General features: G+C 71.1%; 15 protein-coding genes, 1 pseudogene and 1 riboswitch. Of the genes and pseudogenes, 12 read left to right on the forward strand and 4 right to left on the reverse strand.

Annotation, left to right across the window (positions count from 1 at the left end):
* Positions 1-39: 39 nt before the first annotated feature.
* On the reverse strand, positions 40-492 hold the full coding sequence (locus G5C51_RS03205) for a PTS sugar transporter subunit IIA (RefSeq protein WP_165231205.1): 453 nt from the start codon (positions 490-492) through the stop codon (positions 40-42).
* A gap of 212 nt (positions 493-704) precedes the next feature.
* Between G5C51_RS03205 and clsA the strand changes: the two genes are divergently transcribed.
* The 10 genes and pseudogenes from clsA to G5C51_RS03255 form a co-directional block, all read left to right on the forward strand.
* Positions 705-1328 (forward strand): cardiolipin synthase ClsA, encoded by a 624-nt coding sequence (gene clsA, locus G5C51_RS03210; RefSeq protein WP_165231207.1) that lies wholly within the window; start codon positions 705-707, stop codon positions 1326-1328.
* A gap of 59 nt (positions 1329-1387) precedes the next feature.
* Positions 1388-3892 carry a mannose-1-phosphate guanyltransferase gene (locus tag G5C51_RS03215; protein ID WP_165231210.1) on the forward strand — a complete coding sequence of 835 codons (2505 nt, stop codon included), beginning with the start codon at positions 1388-1390 and terminating at the stop codon, positions 3890-3892.
* 80 nt (positions 3893-3972) lie between these two features.
* The gene (locus G5C51_RS03220; protein ID WP_165231213.1) at positions 3973-4899 is read left to right on the forward strand and encodes a DUF881 domain-containing protein; all 927 of its coding nucleotides are present in this window, start codon (positions 3973-3975) and stop codon (positions 4897-4899) included.
* Positions 4896-5228, forward strand: a complete 333-nt coding sequence (locus tag G5C51_RS03225; protein WP_165231216.1) for a DUF1290 domain-containing protein — start codon at positions 4896-4898, stop codon at positions 5226-5228. The genes G5C51_RS03220 and G5C51_RS03225 overlap by 4 nt, the downstream gene beginning before the upstream one ends.
* A gap of 4 nt (positions 5229-5232) precedes the next feature.
* Entirely contained in the window at positions 5233-6081 is an 849-nt protein-coding gene (locus tag G5C51_RS03230) for a DUF881 domain-containing protein (protein ID WP_165231219.1), read from the forward strand.
* A gap of 137 nt (positions 6082-6218) precedes the next feature.
* Positions 6219-7088 carry an FHA domain-containing protein gene (locus G5C51_RS42805; protein ID WP_240929353.1) on the forward strand — a complete coding sequence of 290 codons (870 nt, stop codon included), beginning with the start codon at positions 6219-6221 and terminating at the stop codon, positions 7086-7088.
* Between the two features lie 31 nt (positions 7089-7119).
* A complete protein-coding gene (ftsR, locus tag G5C51_RS03240) occupies positions 7120-7917 on the forward strand; it encodes a transcriptional regulator FtsR (protein ID WP_165231225.1) in 798 nt (265 codons plus the stop codon).
* A 9-nt stretch (positions 7918-7926) separates the two neighbouring features.
* Positions 7927-8400, forward strand: coding sequence for a bifunctional nuclease domain-containing protein (locus G5C51_RS03245; RefSeq protein WP_165231228.1), 474 nt, complete (start codon positions 7927-7929; stop codon positions 8398-8400).
* Between the two features lie 151 nt (positions 8401-8551).
* Positions 8552-9154, forward strand: coding sequence for a helix-turn-helix domain-containing protein (locus G5C51_RS03250; protein WP_165231280.1), 603 nt, complete (start codon positions 8552-8554; stop codon positions 9152-9154).
* A 49-nt stretch (positions 9155-9203) separates the two neighbouring features.
* Positions 9204-10541 (forward strand): annotated as a pseudogene (locus G5C51_RS03255) (DNA polymerase IV); the annotation flags it as partial.
* Here G5C51_RS03255 and G5C51_RS03260 read toward each other — a convergent pair.
* Complete coding sequence (locus tag G5C51_RS03260) at positions 10541-10918, reverse strand: PRC-barrel domain-containing protein (protein ID WP_165231234.1); 378 nt, start codon at positions 10916-10918, stop codon at positions 10541-10543. The pseudogene G5C51_RS03255 and the gene G5C51_RS03260 sit on opposite strands and share 1 nt — an antisense overlap.
* Positions 10919-11034: 116 nt before the next feature.
* A riboswitch (glycine riboswitch) is annotated at positions 11035-11135 on the forward strand.
* A gap of 167 nt (positions 11136-11302) precedes the next feature.
* Here G5C51_RS03260 and gcvP point away from each other — a divergent pair.
* Positions 11303-14188 carry an aminomethyl-transferring glycine dehydrogenase gene (gene gcvP, locus G5C51_RS03265; protein WP_165231237.1) on the forward strand — a complete coding sequence of 962 codons (2886 nt, stop codon included), beginning with the start codon at positions 11303-11305 and terminating at the stop codon, positions 14186-14188.
* A 21-nt stretch (positions 14189-14209) separates the two neighbouring features.
* Here the strand turns inward: gcvP and G5C51_RS03270 are convergent, their stop codons facing one another.
* Positions 14210-14416, reverse strand: coding sequence for a DUF5999 family protein (locus G5C51_RS03270; protein ID WP_165231240.1), 207 nt, complete (start codon positions 14414-14416; stop codon positions 14210-14212).
* A gap of 233 nt (positions 14417-14649) precedes the next feature.
* Complete coding sequence (locus G5C51_RS03275) at positions 14650-15243, reverse strand: hypothetical protein (protein ID WP_165231243.1); 594 nt, start codon at positions 15241-15243, stop codon at positions 14650-14652.
* Positions 15244-15725: 482 nt separating this feature from the next.
* On the opposite strand from G5C51_RS03275, the gene G5C51_RS03280 reads away from it, so the two are divergent.
* The gene (locus G5C51_RS03280; RefSeq protein ID WP_165231246.1) at positions 15726-17216 is read left to right on the forward strand and encodes a glutamate-cysteine ligase family protein; all 1491 of its coding nucleotides are present in this window, start codon (positions 15726-15728) and stop codon (positions 17214-17216) included.
* The last annotated feature ends 1 nt before the right edge of the window (position 17217 follow it).

The following is a 17217-nucleotide window of genomic DNA, read 5'->3' on the forward strand; positions in this document are numbered from 1 at the left end:
TCTTCTGGCGCAGCGCGTGGCCGGATACGCCGGCGGCGGTCACTGCCAGCCGAAGAGCGTGTCCGCCCCGGCCTTCACCGCGCCGCTGTCGACCACGTCGGACAGCGCCTCGGGCGTCGCCTCGAGCGCCACCACGGGGGAGATCGGCGACTTGCCGGCCTTCTCCACCTCCTCGGTGTTCCAGCGGATCAGGACCTGGCCCCGGCTGACCCGGTCGCCCTTGGCGACCAGCAGCTCGAAGCCCTCGCCGTTGAGCTGGACGGTGTCGATGCCCAGGTGGGTGAGCACGCCGTGCCCCTCGTCGTCGACGACCACGAAGGCGTGCGGGTGGAGCGACACGACCACGCCGTCCACCGGCGCGACGGCCTCTGACGGGCCGCGCTCGGGGTCGATGGCGGTGCCGGGGCCGACCATCGCGCCCGAGAACACCGGATCGGGCACGGCCGCCAGCCCAATGGCGGTACCGCTCAGCGGGGACGAAACAGTGGTCATTCGGAGAGCCTCCATGTACTTGTGCGCGGGTGCACCGCCGCTGCCTGTCCTGGGCGGGACGCCGCACTCGAAGCGTAACCAAAAGGAGGTAAAGGTTCCGCACGGAGGAGCGCCAGACGGGGCGCGGGACGGAGGAGCCGCCCGGACCGCGCCGAAACGGTACGGGTAAGGTCAGGGGCATCGTCGGCACATGTGACCCGGGAGGAACGCGGGTGGAGGTCCAGGAGAACGAGGTCCAGACGGACCGGGTCCTCACCATCCCGAACATCCTCAGCATGGCGCGCCTCGTCGGCGTGCCGCTGTTCCTCTGGCTGATCCTGTGGCCGGAGTTCGGCGGGCCGAAGAACGACGGCTGGGCGCTGCTGATCCTCGCCCTGTCCGGCATCAGCGACTATCTCGACGGCAAGCTGGCCCGCCGCTGGGGCCAGGTCTCCAGCCTGGGCCGGATCCTCGACCCGGCCGCCGACCGGCTCTACATCCTGTCCACCCTCGTCGGCCTGACCTGGCGCGAGATCCTGCCGCTGTGGCTGACGCTCGTGCTGCTCGCCCGGGAGGCGATGCTGGCGGTCGCCGTCCTGGTGCTGCGCCGGTACGGCTACCCGCCGCCCCAGGTGAACTTCCTCGGCAAAGCCGCCACACTCAATCTCATGTACGCCTTCCCGCTGCTGCTCCTCAGTGACGGAAGTGGTTGGCTGTCGTCACTCTCTGCTATTTTCGGATGGGCGTTCGCAGGCTGGGGTACTGCTCTGTACTGGTGGGCAGGAATCCTCTACATCATTCAGGTCCGCCGCCTGGTCAGAGCGGTACCCAAAGCGGAACCAGCCCCGGGCGGCTGACACCGCGGCCGACGCCCAGCGGCCGCTCGAGCGTTGTTCCTTAAGGAGGACGTTTCCGCATGAAGGCCGTCGTGATGGCCGGAGGCGAAGGCACGCGGCTTCGCCCCATGACCTCGTCCATGCCCAAGCCGCTGCTGCCGGTCGTGAACCGGCCCATCATGGAGCATGTCCTACGGCTCCTGAAGCGGCACGGACTCACCGAGACGGTGGTGACGGTCCAGTTCCTGGCGTCCCTCGTGAAGAACTACTTCGGCGACGGCGAGGAGCTCGGCATGGAGCTCACGTACGCCAATGAGGAGCGCCCACTGGGCACCGCCGGCAGCGTGAAGAACGCCGAGGAGGCGCTGAAGGACGACGCCTTCCTCGTCATCTCAGGTGACGCGCTGACCGACTTCGACCTCACCGAGCTCATCCAGTTCCACAAGGAGAAGGGCGCCCTCGTCACGGTCTGCCTGACCCGGGTCCCCAACCCGCTGGAGTTCGGCATCACCATCGTCGACGAGGACGGCAAGGTCGAGCGCTTCCTCGAGAAGCCCACCTGGGGCCAGGTCTTCTCCGACACCGTCAACACCGGCATCTACGTCATGGAGCCCGAGGTCTTCGACTACGTCGACCCGGACGTCTCCGTCGACTGGTCCGGCGATGTCTTCCCGCAGCTCATGAAGGAGGGCAAGCCGATCTACGGCTTCGTCGCCGAGGGCTACTGGGAGGATGTCGGCACCCACGAGTCGTACGTGAAGGCCCAGGCCGACGTCCTCGACGGCAAGGTCGACATCGACATCGACGGCTTCGAGATCTCCCCGGGCGTCTGGGTCGCCGAAGGCGCCGAGGTGCACGCCGACGCCGTCCTCCGCGGCCCGCTCTACATCGGCGACTACGCCAAGGTCGAGGCCGGCGTGGAGATGCGCGAGCACACCGTCATCGGCTCCAACGTGGTGGTCAAGGCCGACGCCTTCCTGCACAAGACCGTCGTGCACGACAACGTATTCATCGGCGCCCAGACCAACCTCCGCGGCGCCGTCATCGGCAAGAACACCGACATCATGCGCGCCGCCCGGATCGAGGACGGCGCCGTCATCGGCGACGAGTGCCTGGTCGGCGAGGAATCGATCATCCAGGGCAATGTCCGCGTCTATCCCTTCAAGACCATCGAGGCCGGCGCCTTCGTCAACACCTCGGTGATCTGGGAGTCCCGCGGCCAGGCCCATCTCTTCGGCGCCCGCGGCGTCTCCGGCATCCTCAATGTCGAGATCACCCCGGAGCTCGCGGTAAGACTGGCCGGCGCGTATGCCACCACGCTGAAGAAGGGCTCCCAGGTCACCACCGCCCGCGACCACTCCCGCGGCGCCCGCGCGCTCAAGCGCGCCGTCATCTCCGCCCTCCAGGCCAGCGCCATCGACGTCCGCGACCTGGAGAACGTCCCGCTCCCCGTCGCCCGGCAGCAGACCGCCCGCGGCAGCGCCGGCGGCATCATGATCCGTACGACCCCCGGCGTGCCGGACTGCGTCGACATCATGTTCCTCGACGAGCGCGGCGCCGACCTCTCCCAGGGCGGCCAGCGCAAGCTCGACCGCGTCTACGCCCGCCAGGAGTACCGCCGCGCCTTCCCCGGCGAGATCGGCGACCTGCACTTCCCGTCCAGCGTCTACGACTCCTATACGGGCTCGCTGCTGCGGGCCGTCGACACCACGGGCATCGCCGACTCCGGCCTGAAGGTCGTCGTCGACGCCGCGAACGGCAGCTCGGGCCTGGTCCTCCCCAGCCTCCTCGGCCGGCTCGGCGTCGAAGCCCTCACCATCAACCCGGGCCTCGACGAGGCCCGTCCCACCGAGACCGCCGAGACCCGCCGCGCGGGCCTGGTCCGGCTCGGTGAGATCGTCGCCTCCGCCCGGGCCGACTTCGGCATCCGCTTCGACCCGGTCGGCGAGCGGCTGTCGCTCGTGGACGAGAAGGGCCGGATCATCGAGGACGACCGCGCCCTGCTGGTCATGCTCGACCTGGTCGCCGCCGAGCGGCGCAGCGGCCGGGTGGCGCTGCCGGTCACCACGACCCGTATCGCCGAACAGGTGGCCGCCTACCACGGCACCCAGGTCGAGTGGACGACCACATCGCCCGACGACCTCACCCGGGTCGCGCGCATGGACGGCACCATCTTCGGCGGCGACGGCCGCGGCGGTTTCATCGTCCCGGAGTTCTCCTCGGTCTTCGACGCCACCGCCGCCTTCGCCCGGCTGATCGGCCTGGTGGCCCGCACCCAGCTCACCCTCAGCCAGATCGACGCCCGCATCCCGCGGGCGCATGTGCTGCGCCGCGACATCGCCACCCCGTGGGCGGTCAAGGGCATGGTGATGCGCACGGTCGTGGAGGCGGCAGGCGAGCGCTCCGTCGACACCACCGACGGCGTCCGGGTCGTGGAGGCCGACGGCCGCTGGATCCTGGTGCTGCCGGACCCGGCCGAGGCCGTCACCCATCTGTGGGCGGAGGGCCCGGACGACGCGTCCGCGCAGGCGCTGCTGGACGAGTGGACCGCGGTGGTCGACGCGGCGGGCACCAACGCCGCCTGACCGGCGCGCTGTCAAGGGCTGTTGGGGCATTCCGGGCAAAGCGGGGGCTGGTTCGGTTACGGGCCCCGTGGCGTGCAACGATGTCCGGCATGCCCCAGCAGCGACCCGCCCGCGACGGTGCGTCCAGGCGCCCCCGCCCGGACGCCTCGATGTCGCTGCTCACCAACGTCGTGGAGCACAGCCTCGACGACGGTTACGCGGAGGCCGCCGCCCGCCGCCGGAAAGAGACCGGCTCCGGCGGCCGGCTACCCAGCCCGCTGCGCGCCCGCCTGGGGCTGGCCGCGGGCCTCGTGCTCGCCGGCCTCGTCGTCACCCTCGGCGCCGCCGAGGCGCGCGTCTCCGCGCCCGTGGTCGCCAAGGAGCGGCAGGAGCTCATCGACCGTATCGAGACCGGGACGGCCGAGGCCGACCAGCTGCACGACGACGTCGAGGAGCTCGGCGACGACGTCGAGGCCCGCCGGGCGAAGGCCCTGGACACGCACGGCAACGGCCGCTCCGGCACCACCGGCCTGCTCGCCGGCTCCACGCCGGTGACCGGCCCCGGCATCAAGCTCGTCGTGGACGACGCCAAGGACGCCGACGGCGGCGAGGGCGGCGGCCCGCGCGAGTCCGGCGGCTTCTCCGATACCGGCCGGGTCCGCGACCGCGACATCCAGCGCGTGGTCAACGGCCTGTGGGAGGCCGGCGCCGAGGCGGTCTCGATCAACGGCCAGCGGCTCACCGCGCTCTCCGCCATCCGCGCCGCCGGCGACGCCATCCTGGTCGACAACAAGCCGCTCGCGCCGCCGTACACGCTGCTCGCGATCGGCGAGGGCGCCGAGCTGTCGGACGCCTTCCAGAACACCACGGACGGCCAGTACCTCTACGTCCTCCAGGAGAACTACGGGGTCAGAACCAGCATTTCACCGCAGGAAGAGGTCAGCCTGCCGGGCGCGCAGGGCCTGACCGTACGCAACGCACAACCGGCACAGCAGCCGGCGGAACACTCGGGGAAGGGCACGTCGTGATCGCGGTACTGGGTCTCATCGTTGGGGTGGTGGTCGGACTGATCGTCCGCCCCGTGGTGCCGACGGTGGTCGAGCCCTATCTCCCCATCGCCGTCGTGGCGGCGCTCGACGCCGTCTTCGGCGGCCTGCGCGCCATGCTCGACGGCATCTTCGACGACAAGGTCTTCGTCGTCTCGTTCCTGTCGAACGTGGTCGTCGCCGCCCTGATCGTCTTCCTCGGCGACAAACTCGGGGTCGGCGCCCAGCTGTCCACCGGCGTGGTCGTCGTCCTCGGCATCCGCATCTTCTCCAACGCGGCCGCCATCCGCCGCCACGTCTTCCGGGCCTGAGCACATGACAGCGAACGACACCACCGAGCCAGAGCCGCGCCACGACGCGAAGCCGGTCCCCCCGCTGCCCGAGCAGCGGACGGAGGAGCCGCCCGCCGAGGCCCCGGCCCCCGCCGCGGAAGCCGACCCGGACGCCCAGGCCGGCCGGCGTCGCCTGAAAGCCGCCCTCTGGCCCCCGCGGGCCAACCGGGCCCAGGTCATCGTCGCCCTGCTGCTGTTCGTCCTCGGCCTGGGCCTAGCCATCCAGGTCCGCTCCACCAGCGAGTCCTCCGCCCTGCGCGGCGCCCGCCAGGAGGACCTGGTGCGCATCCTGGACGAGCTGGACGACCGCAAGGAGCGGCTGCAGGACGAGAAGTCCAAGCTGCAGGACCAGCGCCGCGATCTGAAGTCCAGCTCCGACCAGGAGGAAGAGGCCCGTAAGCAGACCGAGGCCCGGGAGCGCCAGCTCGGCATCCTGGCCGGCACCGTCGCCGCCACCGGCCCCGGCGTCGAGGTCACCGTCAGCGACCCCGTCGGCGCCGTTAAGCCCGACCTGCTCCTCGACGCGGTCCAGGAGCTCCGCGCCGCCGGCGCCGAGGCCATCCAGGTGAACGGCGTGCGGATCGTCGCGGGCAGCTACTTCTCCGGCACCGCCGGCAAGGTCTCCGCCGACGGCAAGCGCCTGAAGCAGCCGTACGTCTTCAAGGCCATCGGCCGCCCCGAGGATCTGGAACCGGCTCTGAAGATCCCGGGCGGGGTGGTGCAGACGATCGAGAAGGAGCAGGCTACGGTCGGTGTGCAGGCCCCGGACAAGGTCGTCGTGGACGCCTTGCGGGCGGCAAAGCGGCCTGACTACGCTCGGTCGTCGTCGTAGGCTGTGACTCTTTAATTACGTGCGGTACAGGGGGTCGGCGCCGCGTCTCATGGTGCGTAGTGGAAACTTGTGGGGCGGCAGTGAACGTTCAGTGACCGTAGCTGCTCTCAAAACGCCGGTGTGTTCATAGATAGTCCCTGCCCCACGGGCGGGTCTGTTTCGGTCAAGGGGAATCGCCCGTGAAGTTGTTTGCGAAGTTGTTCGGGAAGGGCCAGAACGCGCAGGGCGCGGGACGGCACCGCGCCGCTACCGGCGGCCCCGACGAGTCCGGCGAGCGTCCGCTCTTCCGGGACCAGGTGGGCGCCGGTTCCGGGGCGAACGACATTTCGGGTGGTCAGGGCGCGTCTTCTGTTGACCCTGCGGGGTCGGGCCGCATAGGTTTCGAGGAACCATCAACCTCAAGTACGGGTGGAGGGTTTGCCTCCGGTCCGTATGCGACCAACGCCGCTGCGTCCGATCCGCGGCAGGAGGCTCAGTCCATGGCCTTGCCGGTTTGCACCAGGTGCGGGCACACGAACGCCGAGGCGAGCAGGTTCTGCTCGAACTGCGGCGCTCCGCTGAAGCCCTCCGAGCGCCCCTCGGAGACCACCTCCACGATCTCTATTTCCGGCATCGAGGCCTACGAGGCCGAGGTGGCCTCGCAGCAGCAGGGCACGCCGCCGCTCTCGCCCGAGGCGCAGGCCGCGGTCGACGCGCTGCCCATGGGCTCCGCGCTCCTGGTCGTGCGCCGGGGGCCGAACTCCGGCGCCCGCTTCCTGCTGGACGGCGACCTGACCACGGCGGGCCGCCACCCGCAGAGCGACATCTTCCTGGACGACGTGACGGTCTCGCGCCGCCACGTGGAGTTCACCCGGGGCCCGGACGGCGGCTTCTCGGTCGCCGACGTCGGCAGCCTCAACGGCACCTACGTCAACCGTGAGCGGATCGATTCGGCAGTGCTCGCCAACGGTGACGAGGTCCAGATCGGCAAGTTCCGGCTGGTCTTCTACGCCAGCCGGATGGGCTGAGCTTCGAAGGGGCGACGGCACGGGAATCGCGATGCGCAATACCGCCGCCGGCCGGCCGGGGGCCGCTGAGGACTCCGGCCGGCTGATGTCGATCGGGGCCGTGCTCGCCGAGCTGCGCGAGGAGTTCCCCGAGGTCACCATCTCCAAGATCCGCTTCCTGGAGGCGGAGGGCCTGGTGGAGCCGCAGCGCACGCCGAGCGGGTACCGGAAGTTCACCCGCGCCGACGTGGACCGGCTGGCCCAGGTGCTGCGCATGCAGCGCGACCAGTACCTGCCGCTGAAGGTCATCCGCGAGCAGCTCGACGCCCAGGACCGCGGCGAGGCCCCCCGGCTGCCCGGCCCCTCCGGCCCGCACGCGGACGAGCTGTCCGCCGGTCTCGCGGCGGACGCGGACCTCGACGGCCCTGTCACGCTCGACCGGGCAGGGCTGCTGGCCGCCTCGGACGTCAGCCCCGGCGAGCTGGCGGACTGGGAGTCGTACGGGCTGATCGCCCCGGACGCCGGCGGCCGCTACGCCCCCGAGGCCGCCACCGTCGCCCGGCTGCTGTCCGACCTGGGGCGCTTCGGCTTCGAGCCGCGTCACCTGCGTGGCGTCAAAGCCGCCGCCGACCGCGAGGCCGGCCTGATCGAGGCGGTCGTCGCCCCGCTGAAGGTGCATCGCAATCCGCGCACCCGCGCCCGCGCCGAGAACACCGCGCACGAGCTGGTCTCGCTGGCCTCCCGGCTGCACGAAGCCCTGGTCCGGGCAGCCCTCGGAGCCGGTGGCGGCCAGCAGGGAAACCGCCCCGGATACCGGCCCGACTACCCAAACCGGCCGGGCACGGCCTAGGGTTGCTGTGTGAACGAGCTCGACGTTGTGGGTGTCCGGGTCGAAATGCCCTCGAACCAGCCGATCGTGCTCCTGCGTGAAGTGGGAGGCGATCGCTACCTCCCCATCTGGATCGGGCCTGGGGAGGCGACCGCGATCGCTTTCGCTCAGCAGGGCATGACCCCCGCACGCCCACTCACCCACGACCTGTTCAAGGACGTACTCGACGCGGTCGGGCAGAGACTTACGGAAGTGCGCATCACCGACCTCAGAGAAGGCGTGTTCTACGCCGAGCTGGTGTTCTCCGGCGGCGCCGAGGTCAGCGCGCGCCCCTCGGACGCCATAGCGCTGGCGCTGCGCACCGGTACGCCGATCTACGGCAGCGACGGCGTGCTGGACGACGCGGGGATCGCCATCCCGGACGAGCAGGAGGACGAGGTGGAGAAGTTCCGCGAGTTCCTCGACCAGATCTCGCCCGAGGACTTCGGGACGAACCAGCAGTAGTGCCCGGCGCGCGCCCGAGCCAAACCACACTTAGGGTGATTATCACTCGGCGTGCCGAGTGTGGCGTTCGTTGACGCACCCCGAGTGACTGCCTACCGTCATGTAGGCAGGTCAGGGAGCGGAGGTCGGCGTGGCAATCACCGGCGACGGAATGGCGGCGGGGGCGGGCGGACCCGTGCACCTTCCGCCTGGTCCCATTCGCCCTGGGCAGGGGCCCTCACCCGATGCGACAGCGGGGACACAGCCCGCGCGAGCGCCCCGGGAGACCGTGGGCTACCGCGGGCCGACGGCCTGCGCGGCCGCGGGCATCACGTACCGGCAGCTCGACTACTGGGCGCGTACGGGCCTGGTCGAGCCCAGCGTGCGGCCGGCGTACGGCTCCGGCACCCAGCGGCTCTACGGCGCCCGCGACATCGTCGTGCTCAAGATCGTCAAGCGGCTGCTGGACACCGGCGTCTCGTTGCAGAGCATCCGCACCGCCGTCGCCCAGCTGCGGGCGGGGGACGCGGAGCGGCTCAAGCAGATGACGCTCATCTGCGACGGCGCCACGGTCTACGAGTGCGCCTCGCCGGACGAGGTGGTCGAGCTGCTGCAGGCCGGGCAGGGCATCTTCGGCATCTCGGTGGGCGCGGTGACCCGCGACGTCGGGGCCGCGCTGAAGGAGCTGCACGCGGAGCGGGTGGACACCGGCGAGACGCTGCTGGGGGACAACCCGTCGGACGAGCTGGCCCGGCGGCGGCACCGGGCGGGCTGAGTCCGCTGAGATCTCCGATTGTCAGTGGCGTAAGGCAGCATTACGGGCTGTGAAGGCCGCACCCACGATCCTGCATCTGGACATGGACGCGTTCTTCGCTGCCGTCGAGCAGGCCGCCAAGCCCAGCCTGCGCGGCAAGCCGGTGATCGTCGGTGGTCTGGGCGGCCGCGGCGTCGTCTCCACGGCGTCGTACGAGGCCAGGAAATTCGGCGTGCACTCGGCGATGCCGATGGCCCAGGCCCGCCGCCTGTGCCCCAATGCGGCGTACCTGGTGCCCCGCTTCAGCGCGTACCACCGGGTCAGCAAGCAGGTCATGGCGCTGCTCGGCGAGCTGTCGCCGCTGGTCGAGCCGCTCTCCTCGGACGAGGCCTTCGTGGACCTGGAGGCCGGCGGCAGCGCCTCCGACGCCCGCACCGCCCGCGAGGTGGGGGAGCGGCTGCGCGCGGACATCCGGCGGGTGACGGGCCTGACCGGCTCGGTGGGTCTGGCGGGCTCGAAGATGCTCGCCAAGGTCGCCTCCGAGATGGCCAAGCCGGACGGCCTGGTGGTGGTGCTGCCGGGCACGGAGCGGGAGCTGCTGGGCCCGATGACGGTGCGTACGCTCCCCGGCATCGGCCCGGCCACCGCGGAGGCCCTGCGCCGGGCGGGGATCACGACCGTGGACCACATCGTCGAGGCGGGCGAGGACGAGCTGGTCCGGCTGCTGGGCGACTCGCACGGCCACGGGGTCTATGCCATGTCGATGGGGCGCGACGACCGCCCGGTGGTGGCCGAGCGGGAGGCGAAGTCGGTCTCGGTCGAGGACACCTTCGACACCGACCTGACCGACCGGCTGCGGGTGCGCCTGGAGGTGGCCCGGCTCGCGGACCGCTGCGTGGAGCGGCTGCGCAAGGCCGGGCGCTCGGGCCGTACGGTCGTGCTCAAGGTGCGCCGCTACGACTTCTCCACCCTGACCCGCTCGGAGACGCTCCGGGGGCCCACGGACGACCCGGTGGTGGTCAAGGAGGCGGCGGAGCGGCTGCTGGAGGGCGTGGACACCACGGCGGGCGTGCGGCTGCTCGGGGTGGGCGTGAGCGGGCTCGCGGACTTCACGCAGGAGGACCTGTTCGCGCAGTTCGCGGCGGAGGAGCAGCCGGCGGAGCCCGCCGCCGAGCCGGAGCCGGAGCGGGCCGTGGCCGAGGAGCCGGCTCCCGAGCCCGTACGCCGCTGGCTGCCGGGCCTGGACGTGCACCACCCGGAGTACGGGCCCGGCTGGGTCCAGGGCAGCGGTGTGGGCCGCGTGACGGTCCGCTTCGAGCGCCCCGACAGCCCGCCGGGCCGGATCCGCACCTTCGCGGCGGACGACCCGGAGCTGACCCTGGGCGAACCGCTACCGCTGGTGCCCGACTAACTCTCCCCGCCCGCCAGCCGGCCGAAGTCGCGGTCCGCGCCGCGGGCGCGGGGGTCCGCCGTCGGGAGGGTGAGGCCGTAGTGGTGGTAGAGCTGCAGCTCCTGCTCCGGCGAGAGGTGGCGGCCGACGCCGAAGTCCGGGGCGTCCTTGATCAGGTCGCGGTCGAACGGGATCCGCAGCGCCTCGGCCACCACCTCGCTCGGCTCCAGCGGCACGAACACGTCACGGTGGAACAGCCCGGTCCGCACGGCCGCCCACTCCGGCCGCCCGGTCGCGTCGTCGAGGTACACCTCGTCGACTGTGCCGATCTTCGTGCCATGGCTGTCGAAGGCCTTGCGGCCGATCAGGCTCCGCGGGTCGATATCGGTCTGCACCGGGGTCCTCCAACGCGATCGAAGCTGGTCGCCTGGAACTACCAAAAGCCTAAATGCGCACAACGGCCACTCGGGGGAACCGACCGGGTCTGCGCTGATACGCTGGCCGTGGCTGTCGACCCCGTGCGGGAGAGCCCCCGGACCCGGCCAGGGCCCGAGGCGCCGAAGGAGCAAATCCTCCCCGGAATCTCTCAGGCACCCGTACCGCACGGACGAGGTCACTCTGGAAAGCAGGGCAGGCCGCAGGCCTTTCCTCACCGACGGTGAAAGCCCCTGAGCACGGCAGGGGTGAAGCTCTCAGGTTGTGATGACAGAGGGGGAGGCCGTCCGGGTACCCGCCCTAGGTGCCCTCATAGGTCCACGCGACCAGGAGGCCTTCACACGATGACCGCCAAGCGCACACCCCTCACCGATCTTGAGCGCGGCACGCCCTTCGAGCAGCGCCACATCGGGCCGGACACCGCCGCCCAGGCGAAGATGCTCGCCCAGGTCGGCTACGGGTCCCTCGACGAGCTCACCGCCGCCGCCGTGCCCGAGGTGATCAAGGGCGCCGAGCACCTCGCGCTCCCCGCCGCCCGCACCGAGGCCGAGGTGCTGGCCGAGCTGCGCGCCCTCGCCGACCGCAACGAGGTGCTCACCTCGATGATCGGCCTCGGCTATCACGGCACCTTCACCCCGCCGGTCATCCTCCGCAACGTGATGGAGAACCCGGCCTGGTACACCGCCTACACCCCGTACCAGCCGGAGATCTCCCAGGGCCGCCTCGAGGCCCTCCTCAACTTCCAGACCGTCGTCGCCGACCTCACCGGCCTGCCCACCGCCGGCGCCTCCCTCCTGGACGAGGGCACCGCCGCGGCCGAGGCCATGGCGCTCTCCCGCCGCGTCGGCAAGGTCAAGGAGGGCGTCTTCCTCGTCGACGCCGAAACGCTTCCGCAGACGGTCGCCGTCATCGAGACCCGCGCCGAGCCGACCGGCGTCGAGGTCGTCGTCGCCGACCTCAGCGAGGGCATCCCGGCGGAGATCGCCGAGCGCGGCGTCTTCGGCGTGCTGCTGCAGTACCCGGGCGCCTCCGGCGTCGTACGGGACCTGAAGCCCGTCATCGACCGGGCGCACGAGCTCGGCGCGATCGTCACCGTCGCCGCCGACCTGCTCGCCCTCACCCTCCTCACCGCGCCCGGCGAGCTGGGCGCGGACATCGCCGTCGGCACCACGCAGCGCTTCGGCGTCCCGATGGGCTTCGGCGGTCCGCACGCCGGTTACATGTCCGTCCGGGACAAGTTCGCCCGCAGCCTCCCCGGCCGCCTCGTCGGCGTGTCGAAGGACGCCGACGGCCAGCAGGCCTACCGCCTCGCGCTGCAGACCCGCGAGCAGCACATCCGCCGGGAGAAGGCCACCAGCAACATCTGCACCGCCCAGGTGCTGCTCGCCGTCATGGCCGGCATGTACGCGGTCTACCACGGCCCGGACGGCCTGGCCGCCATCGCCCGCCGCACCCACCGCCTCGCCGCCGTCCTGGCGGCAGGACTGCGCGCCGGCGGCGTGGAGCTCACCGGCGACGCCTTCTTCGACACCGTTACGGCCAAGGTCCCGGGCCGCGCCGCGGACGTCGTCGCCAAGGCCCGTAAGGCCGGGGTCAATCTGCGCCTGGCCGACGCCGACCACGTCGGCGTCTCCTGCGACGAGACCACCACCCGCGAGCACCTGGCCGCCGTCTGGGCCGCGTTCGGCGTCGAGGGCGACGTGGACGGGCTGGACGCCGCCACGGACGACGCCCTCCCGGGCGGCCTGCTGCGCACCAGCGAGTACCTCACCCACCCGGTCTTCCACGCGCACCGCTCCGAGACGGCCATGCTGCGCTATCTGCGGAGCCTCGCCGACAAGGACTACGCGCTCGACCGCGGCATGATCCCGCTCGGCTCGTGCACCATGAAGCTCAACGCCACCACCGAGATGGAGGCGGTGACCTGGCCCGAGTTCGGCGCCCTGCACCCCTTCGCCCCGGCCGACCAGGCCGCCGGCTACCTCGACCTGATCCACCAGCTCGAGGACCAGCTCGCCGAGGTCACCGGCTACGCCAAGGTCTCCCTGCAGCCCAACGCCGGCTCCCAGGGAGAGCTCGCGGGCCTGCTCGCCATCCGCGCCTACCACCGCGCCAACGGCGACACCCAGCGCACCGTCTGCCTGATCCCCGCCTCCGCGCACGGCACCAACGCCGCCAGCGCCGTGATGGCGGGCATGAAGGTCGTCGTGGTGAAGACCGCCGAGTCCGGCGACGTGGACGTCGACGACCTGCACGCCAAGATCGAGCAGCACGGCGACCAGCTCTCCGTCCTCATGGTCACCTACCCGTCCACGCACGGCGTGTTCGAGGAGCAGATCACCGAGGTCTGCGCGGCCGTGCACGACGCCGGCGGCCAGGTCTACGTCGACGGCGCGAACCTCAACGCCCTCGTCGGCCTCGCCAAGCCCGGCAAGTTCGGCTCCGACGTCTCGCACCTGAACCTGCACAAGACCTTCTGCATCCCGCACGGCGGCGGCGGCCCGGGCGTCGGCCCGATCGGCGTCCGCGAGCACCTCGCCCCGTATCTCCCGAACCACCCGATGCAGCCGTCCGCAGGACCCGAGACCGGCGTGGGCCCCATCTCAGCGGCTCCCTGGGGCTCGGCGGGCATCCTGCCCATCTCCTGGGCGTACGTGCGGCTGATGGGCGCCGAGGGCCTGCGCCGCGCCTCCCAGGTGGCGGTGCTCGGCGCCAACTACATCGCCAAGCGGCTCGAGCCGCACTACCCGGTGCTCTACACGGGTCCCGGCGGCCTGGTGGCGCACGAGTGCATCATCGACGTCCGGCCGCTGACCAAGGCGACCGGCGTGTCCATCGACGATGTCGCCAAGCGGCTGATCGACTACGGCTTCCACGCACCGACGATGTCGTTCCCGGTGGCCGGGACGCTGATGATCGAGCCGACGGAGAGCGAGGACCTCGCCGAGCTGGACCGCTTCTGCGAGGCGATGATCGCGATTCGCGCGGAGATCGAGAAGGTCGGCAGCGGGGAGTGGGATGCCGCGGACAACCCGCTGCGGAACGCGCCGCACACCGCGTCCCGCCTGGCCGGCAAGTGGGACCACCCGTACAGCCGCGAGGAGGCGGTCTTCCCGGCCGGGACGACCGCCGACGGCAAGTACTGGCCGCCGGTCAGCCGCATCGACGGCGCCTACGGCGACCGCAATCTGGTCTGCTCGTGCCCGCCGCTGGATGAATACGAGGACTGAGCGCTGAAGGGCGCCGGCCGTTCAGGCTGCCGTGATGACACTCTCGGTGCCGAGCGGCCGGTGCGGCGCGATCACGGAACCGTCGGGCAGCAGCTCGCCGGTGTCCTCGAAGAGCAGTACGCCGTTGCACAGCAGGCTCCAGCCCTGCTCCGGGTGGTGCGCGACGGGATGCGCCGCCTCCCGGTCGGCAGAGTCGGCGGACGGGCACTTCGGCTTGTGCTGGCACATGGATAGGATCTTTCGCTGCGTCTCGTCAGTCGTGCGGCTCGATGTCATCGTGGCCGCCCCCCGTTCCGGTCTGGTCGGACTCCAGTGTTGCCCCACGAGCGCCGATCCGCAGGGATTTTCCGGCAGCTCGTCTCGGAAGTTGGAGACGCATCACCCGTGCGGGCGGTTGCCTGCTATGGACCGTCCTGACGGGGGGCGGACCCAGCCGATACGGACTAGTTACTCGGTACCATTCACACGGAAGAACGCAGCAGCCCGGCCGGGGCGGCCGGCACCAGCCGGTTGGACAGCAGCGGCATGAAGTCGGCGACGCGGTGCGGCCGGTGGGCGGCGAAGCCGCAGGGCGCGGGGGCCAGCGGGATCAGCAGGTCGTCGGGATCGAGCCGGCCGGCGGCGCCGTCGGCCGCGGTGTCGGCGTGCAGCCAGAGCGTGAGCATATAGAGCCCCGGGATCGACAGCAGCCGGGGCTGCAGCGGCGTGGGCAGCGATTCCGCCTGTCGCAGGGCGCGTTCGGTGGAGGTGACGTACGGGCCCTCGAAGAAGTGTGAGAACGCCCAGCCGTCGGCCGTCAGCATCGCCTCCGCCGCTGCCACCACGCCGTCGTCACCGCGGATCTGGAACCGCCAGCCGCCGAGGCGGGTGGCGGGCACCCGGATGCCGTCGCCAGAAGTGTCCAGGACGTGCAGCGGCAGCGGGTGTTGAGGCGTTACGGATCCCTGGTGGCGGCGCAGCGCGGGGGTGGCTTTGCGTACGGCCGTGGGGGATGCAAGTGCCGCAAGGACGGTGCGCAGGGCGGGCGCGGGAGCGGGGGTTGCAAGCAGCGGCATGGCGGATCGCCTCTCACTCGACAGAACTCGTGGCAGGGCGGGGTGCGGACGGCGCTGTCTGCGTGCGGGGCCAGAGGGGGTGTCCGCATCCAAGGGGGGCGCCAACTCTCTGCCTCGTTGGCGAAGTTTATACGACGTTTGTTGACGCGTTGTTTCGTCTAGCGGCCGCCGATGTCACCGGCAAGGCGGAAATGAGCCGGACCGGACCCGGGCATTCAAGCGATTACCGCTGATGGCGGCTGTGTGGCCTGCCATTTCGCGGGTCCCCCGGTCGGCCGAAAATAATCGGTGATTGTCACCAAGGGTGATCGCGGTGCGTGCGGTGCCACGTTATGCCAGCGGAATGTGCCAGAGCCCGGTGACCCCTGGAATGTGCCGCAACGGCTGCCGTCAGCCTATCGTTCGCGGGACGCCGGAGGCGGCGTTATGGATCGGCTCGTCTGGGCATATTCCTTCCACCGCTACGCGAGGAGGGACACCCCATGGGGGAGAAGGTGGAGGCCGGCGGGTTCGGCCTCGCCGAGCGACGGCGCTACCGGCAGCGGTTGCGGGAGTGCCTGGACGGGCTGGAGCGGCTGCTGGAGGAGAAGCGTTTCGACCGTCCGCAGAACCTCATGGGCATGGAGATCGAGCTGAATCTCGTGGGGGACGACGGGATGCCGCTGATGCTGAACTCCGAGGTGCTGGAGCGCATCGCGAGTCCCGATTTCCAGACCGAGCTCGGTCAGTTCAATCTGGAAGTCAATATCGCCCCGCACCGGCTCCAGGGCCGGGTTCTTGATCAGCTCGCCGAGGAACTGCGGACCGGCCTCGGATATGCCGACCGCAAGGCCCAGGAAGTCGCCGCCCGTATCGTCATGACCGGCATTCTCCCCACCCTCACCGGTGAGGATCTGGTCCATGCGAATCTCACCGGAGCCGATCGTTATCTGCAGCTCAACGAGCAGATCATGACCGCCCGCGGCGAGGAGATATTCGTCGACATCGAGGGCATCGAGCGGCTCCAGTACGCCTCCTCGTCGATCGCGCCCGAGGCCGCCTGCACCTCGGTGCAGCTGCATCTGCAGGTCACTCCCGCGCGCTTCGCCGACGTGTGGAACGCCGCGCAGTGCGCGGTCGCCGTGCAGGTGGCGCTGGGCGCCAACGCCCCCTTCGTCTTCGGCCGGGAGCTGCTGCGCGAGTCCCGGCCCGAGCTGTTCCTGCAGGCCACCGACACCCGCACGCCGGAGCTGCGGGCGCAGGGGGTGCGACCGCGGACCTGGTTCGGCGAGCGCTGGATCACCGACGCGTCCGACCTCTTCGAGGAGAACCTGCGCTACTTCCCGGCGCTGCTGCCGATCTGCGGCGAGCAGGACCCGCAGCGGGTCATCGACGAGGGCGGGGTGCCGGACCTGGACGAGCTGGTGCTGCACAACGGCACCGTCTACCGCTGGAACCGCCCCGTCTACGGCGTCGCCGGGGGAGTGCCGCACCTGCGGGTGGAGAACCGGGTGCTGCCCGCCGGGCCCACGGTCACCGACGTCATCGCCAACGCCGCCTTCTACTACGGCCTGGTGCGCACCCTCGCCGATGAGCAGCGCCCGGTGTGGGGCCGGCTGGCCTTCGACGACGCCGCCGCCAACTTCGACCGGGCCTGCCGGGACGGCATCGACGCGGAGCTGCTGTGGCCGAGCCGGCGCCGGCTGGGCGGGGTGGCGCGGGTGCCGGTGGTCCGGCTCGTACGCGACGAGCTGCTGCCGATGGCGGCGGCGGGCCTGGACTCGTGGGGCGTGGACGCCGCCGACCGGGACCGCTACCTCGGGGTCATCGAGGAGCGCTGCCGGCGGCGGGTCAACGGCGCCTCGTGGCAGGCCGCCGCGTACCACCGGGAGCTGGACCGCGGCCTGGACCGCTGGGCGGCGCTGGCCGAGACCACCCGCCGCTACTGCGAGCTGACCCGCACCGAGGAGCCGGTGCACAGCTGGCCCGCCTAGC

The sequence above is a fragment of the Streptomyces coryli genome, from assembly GCF_011044975.1.
Taxonomy (GTDB): domain Bacteria; phylum Actinomycetota; class Actinomycetes; order Streptomycetales; family Streptomycetaceae; genus Streptomyces; species Streptomyces coryli.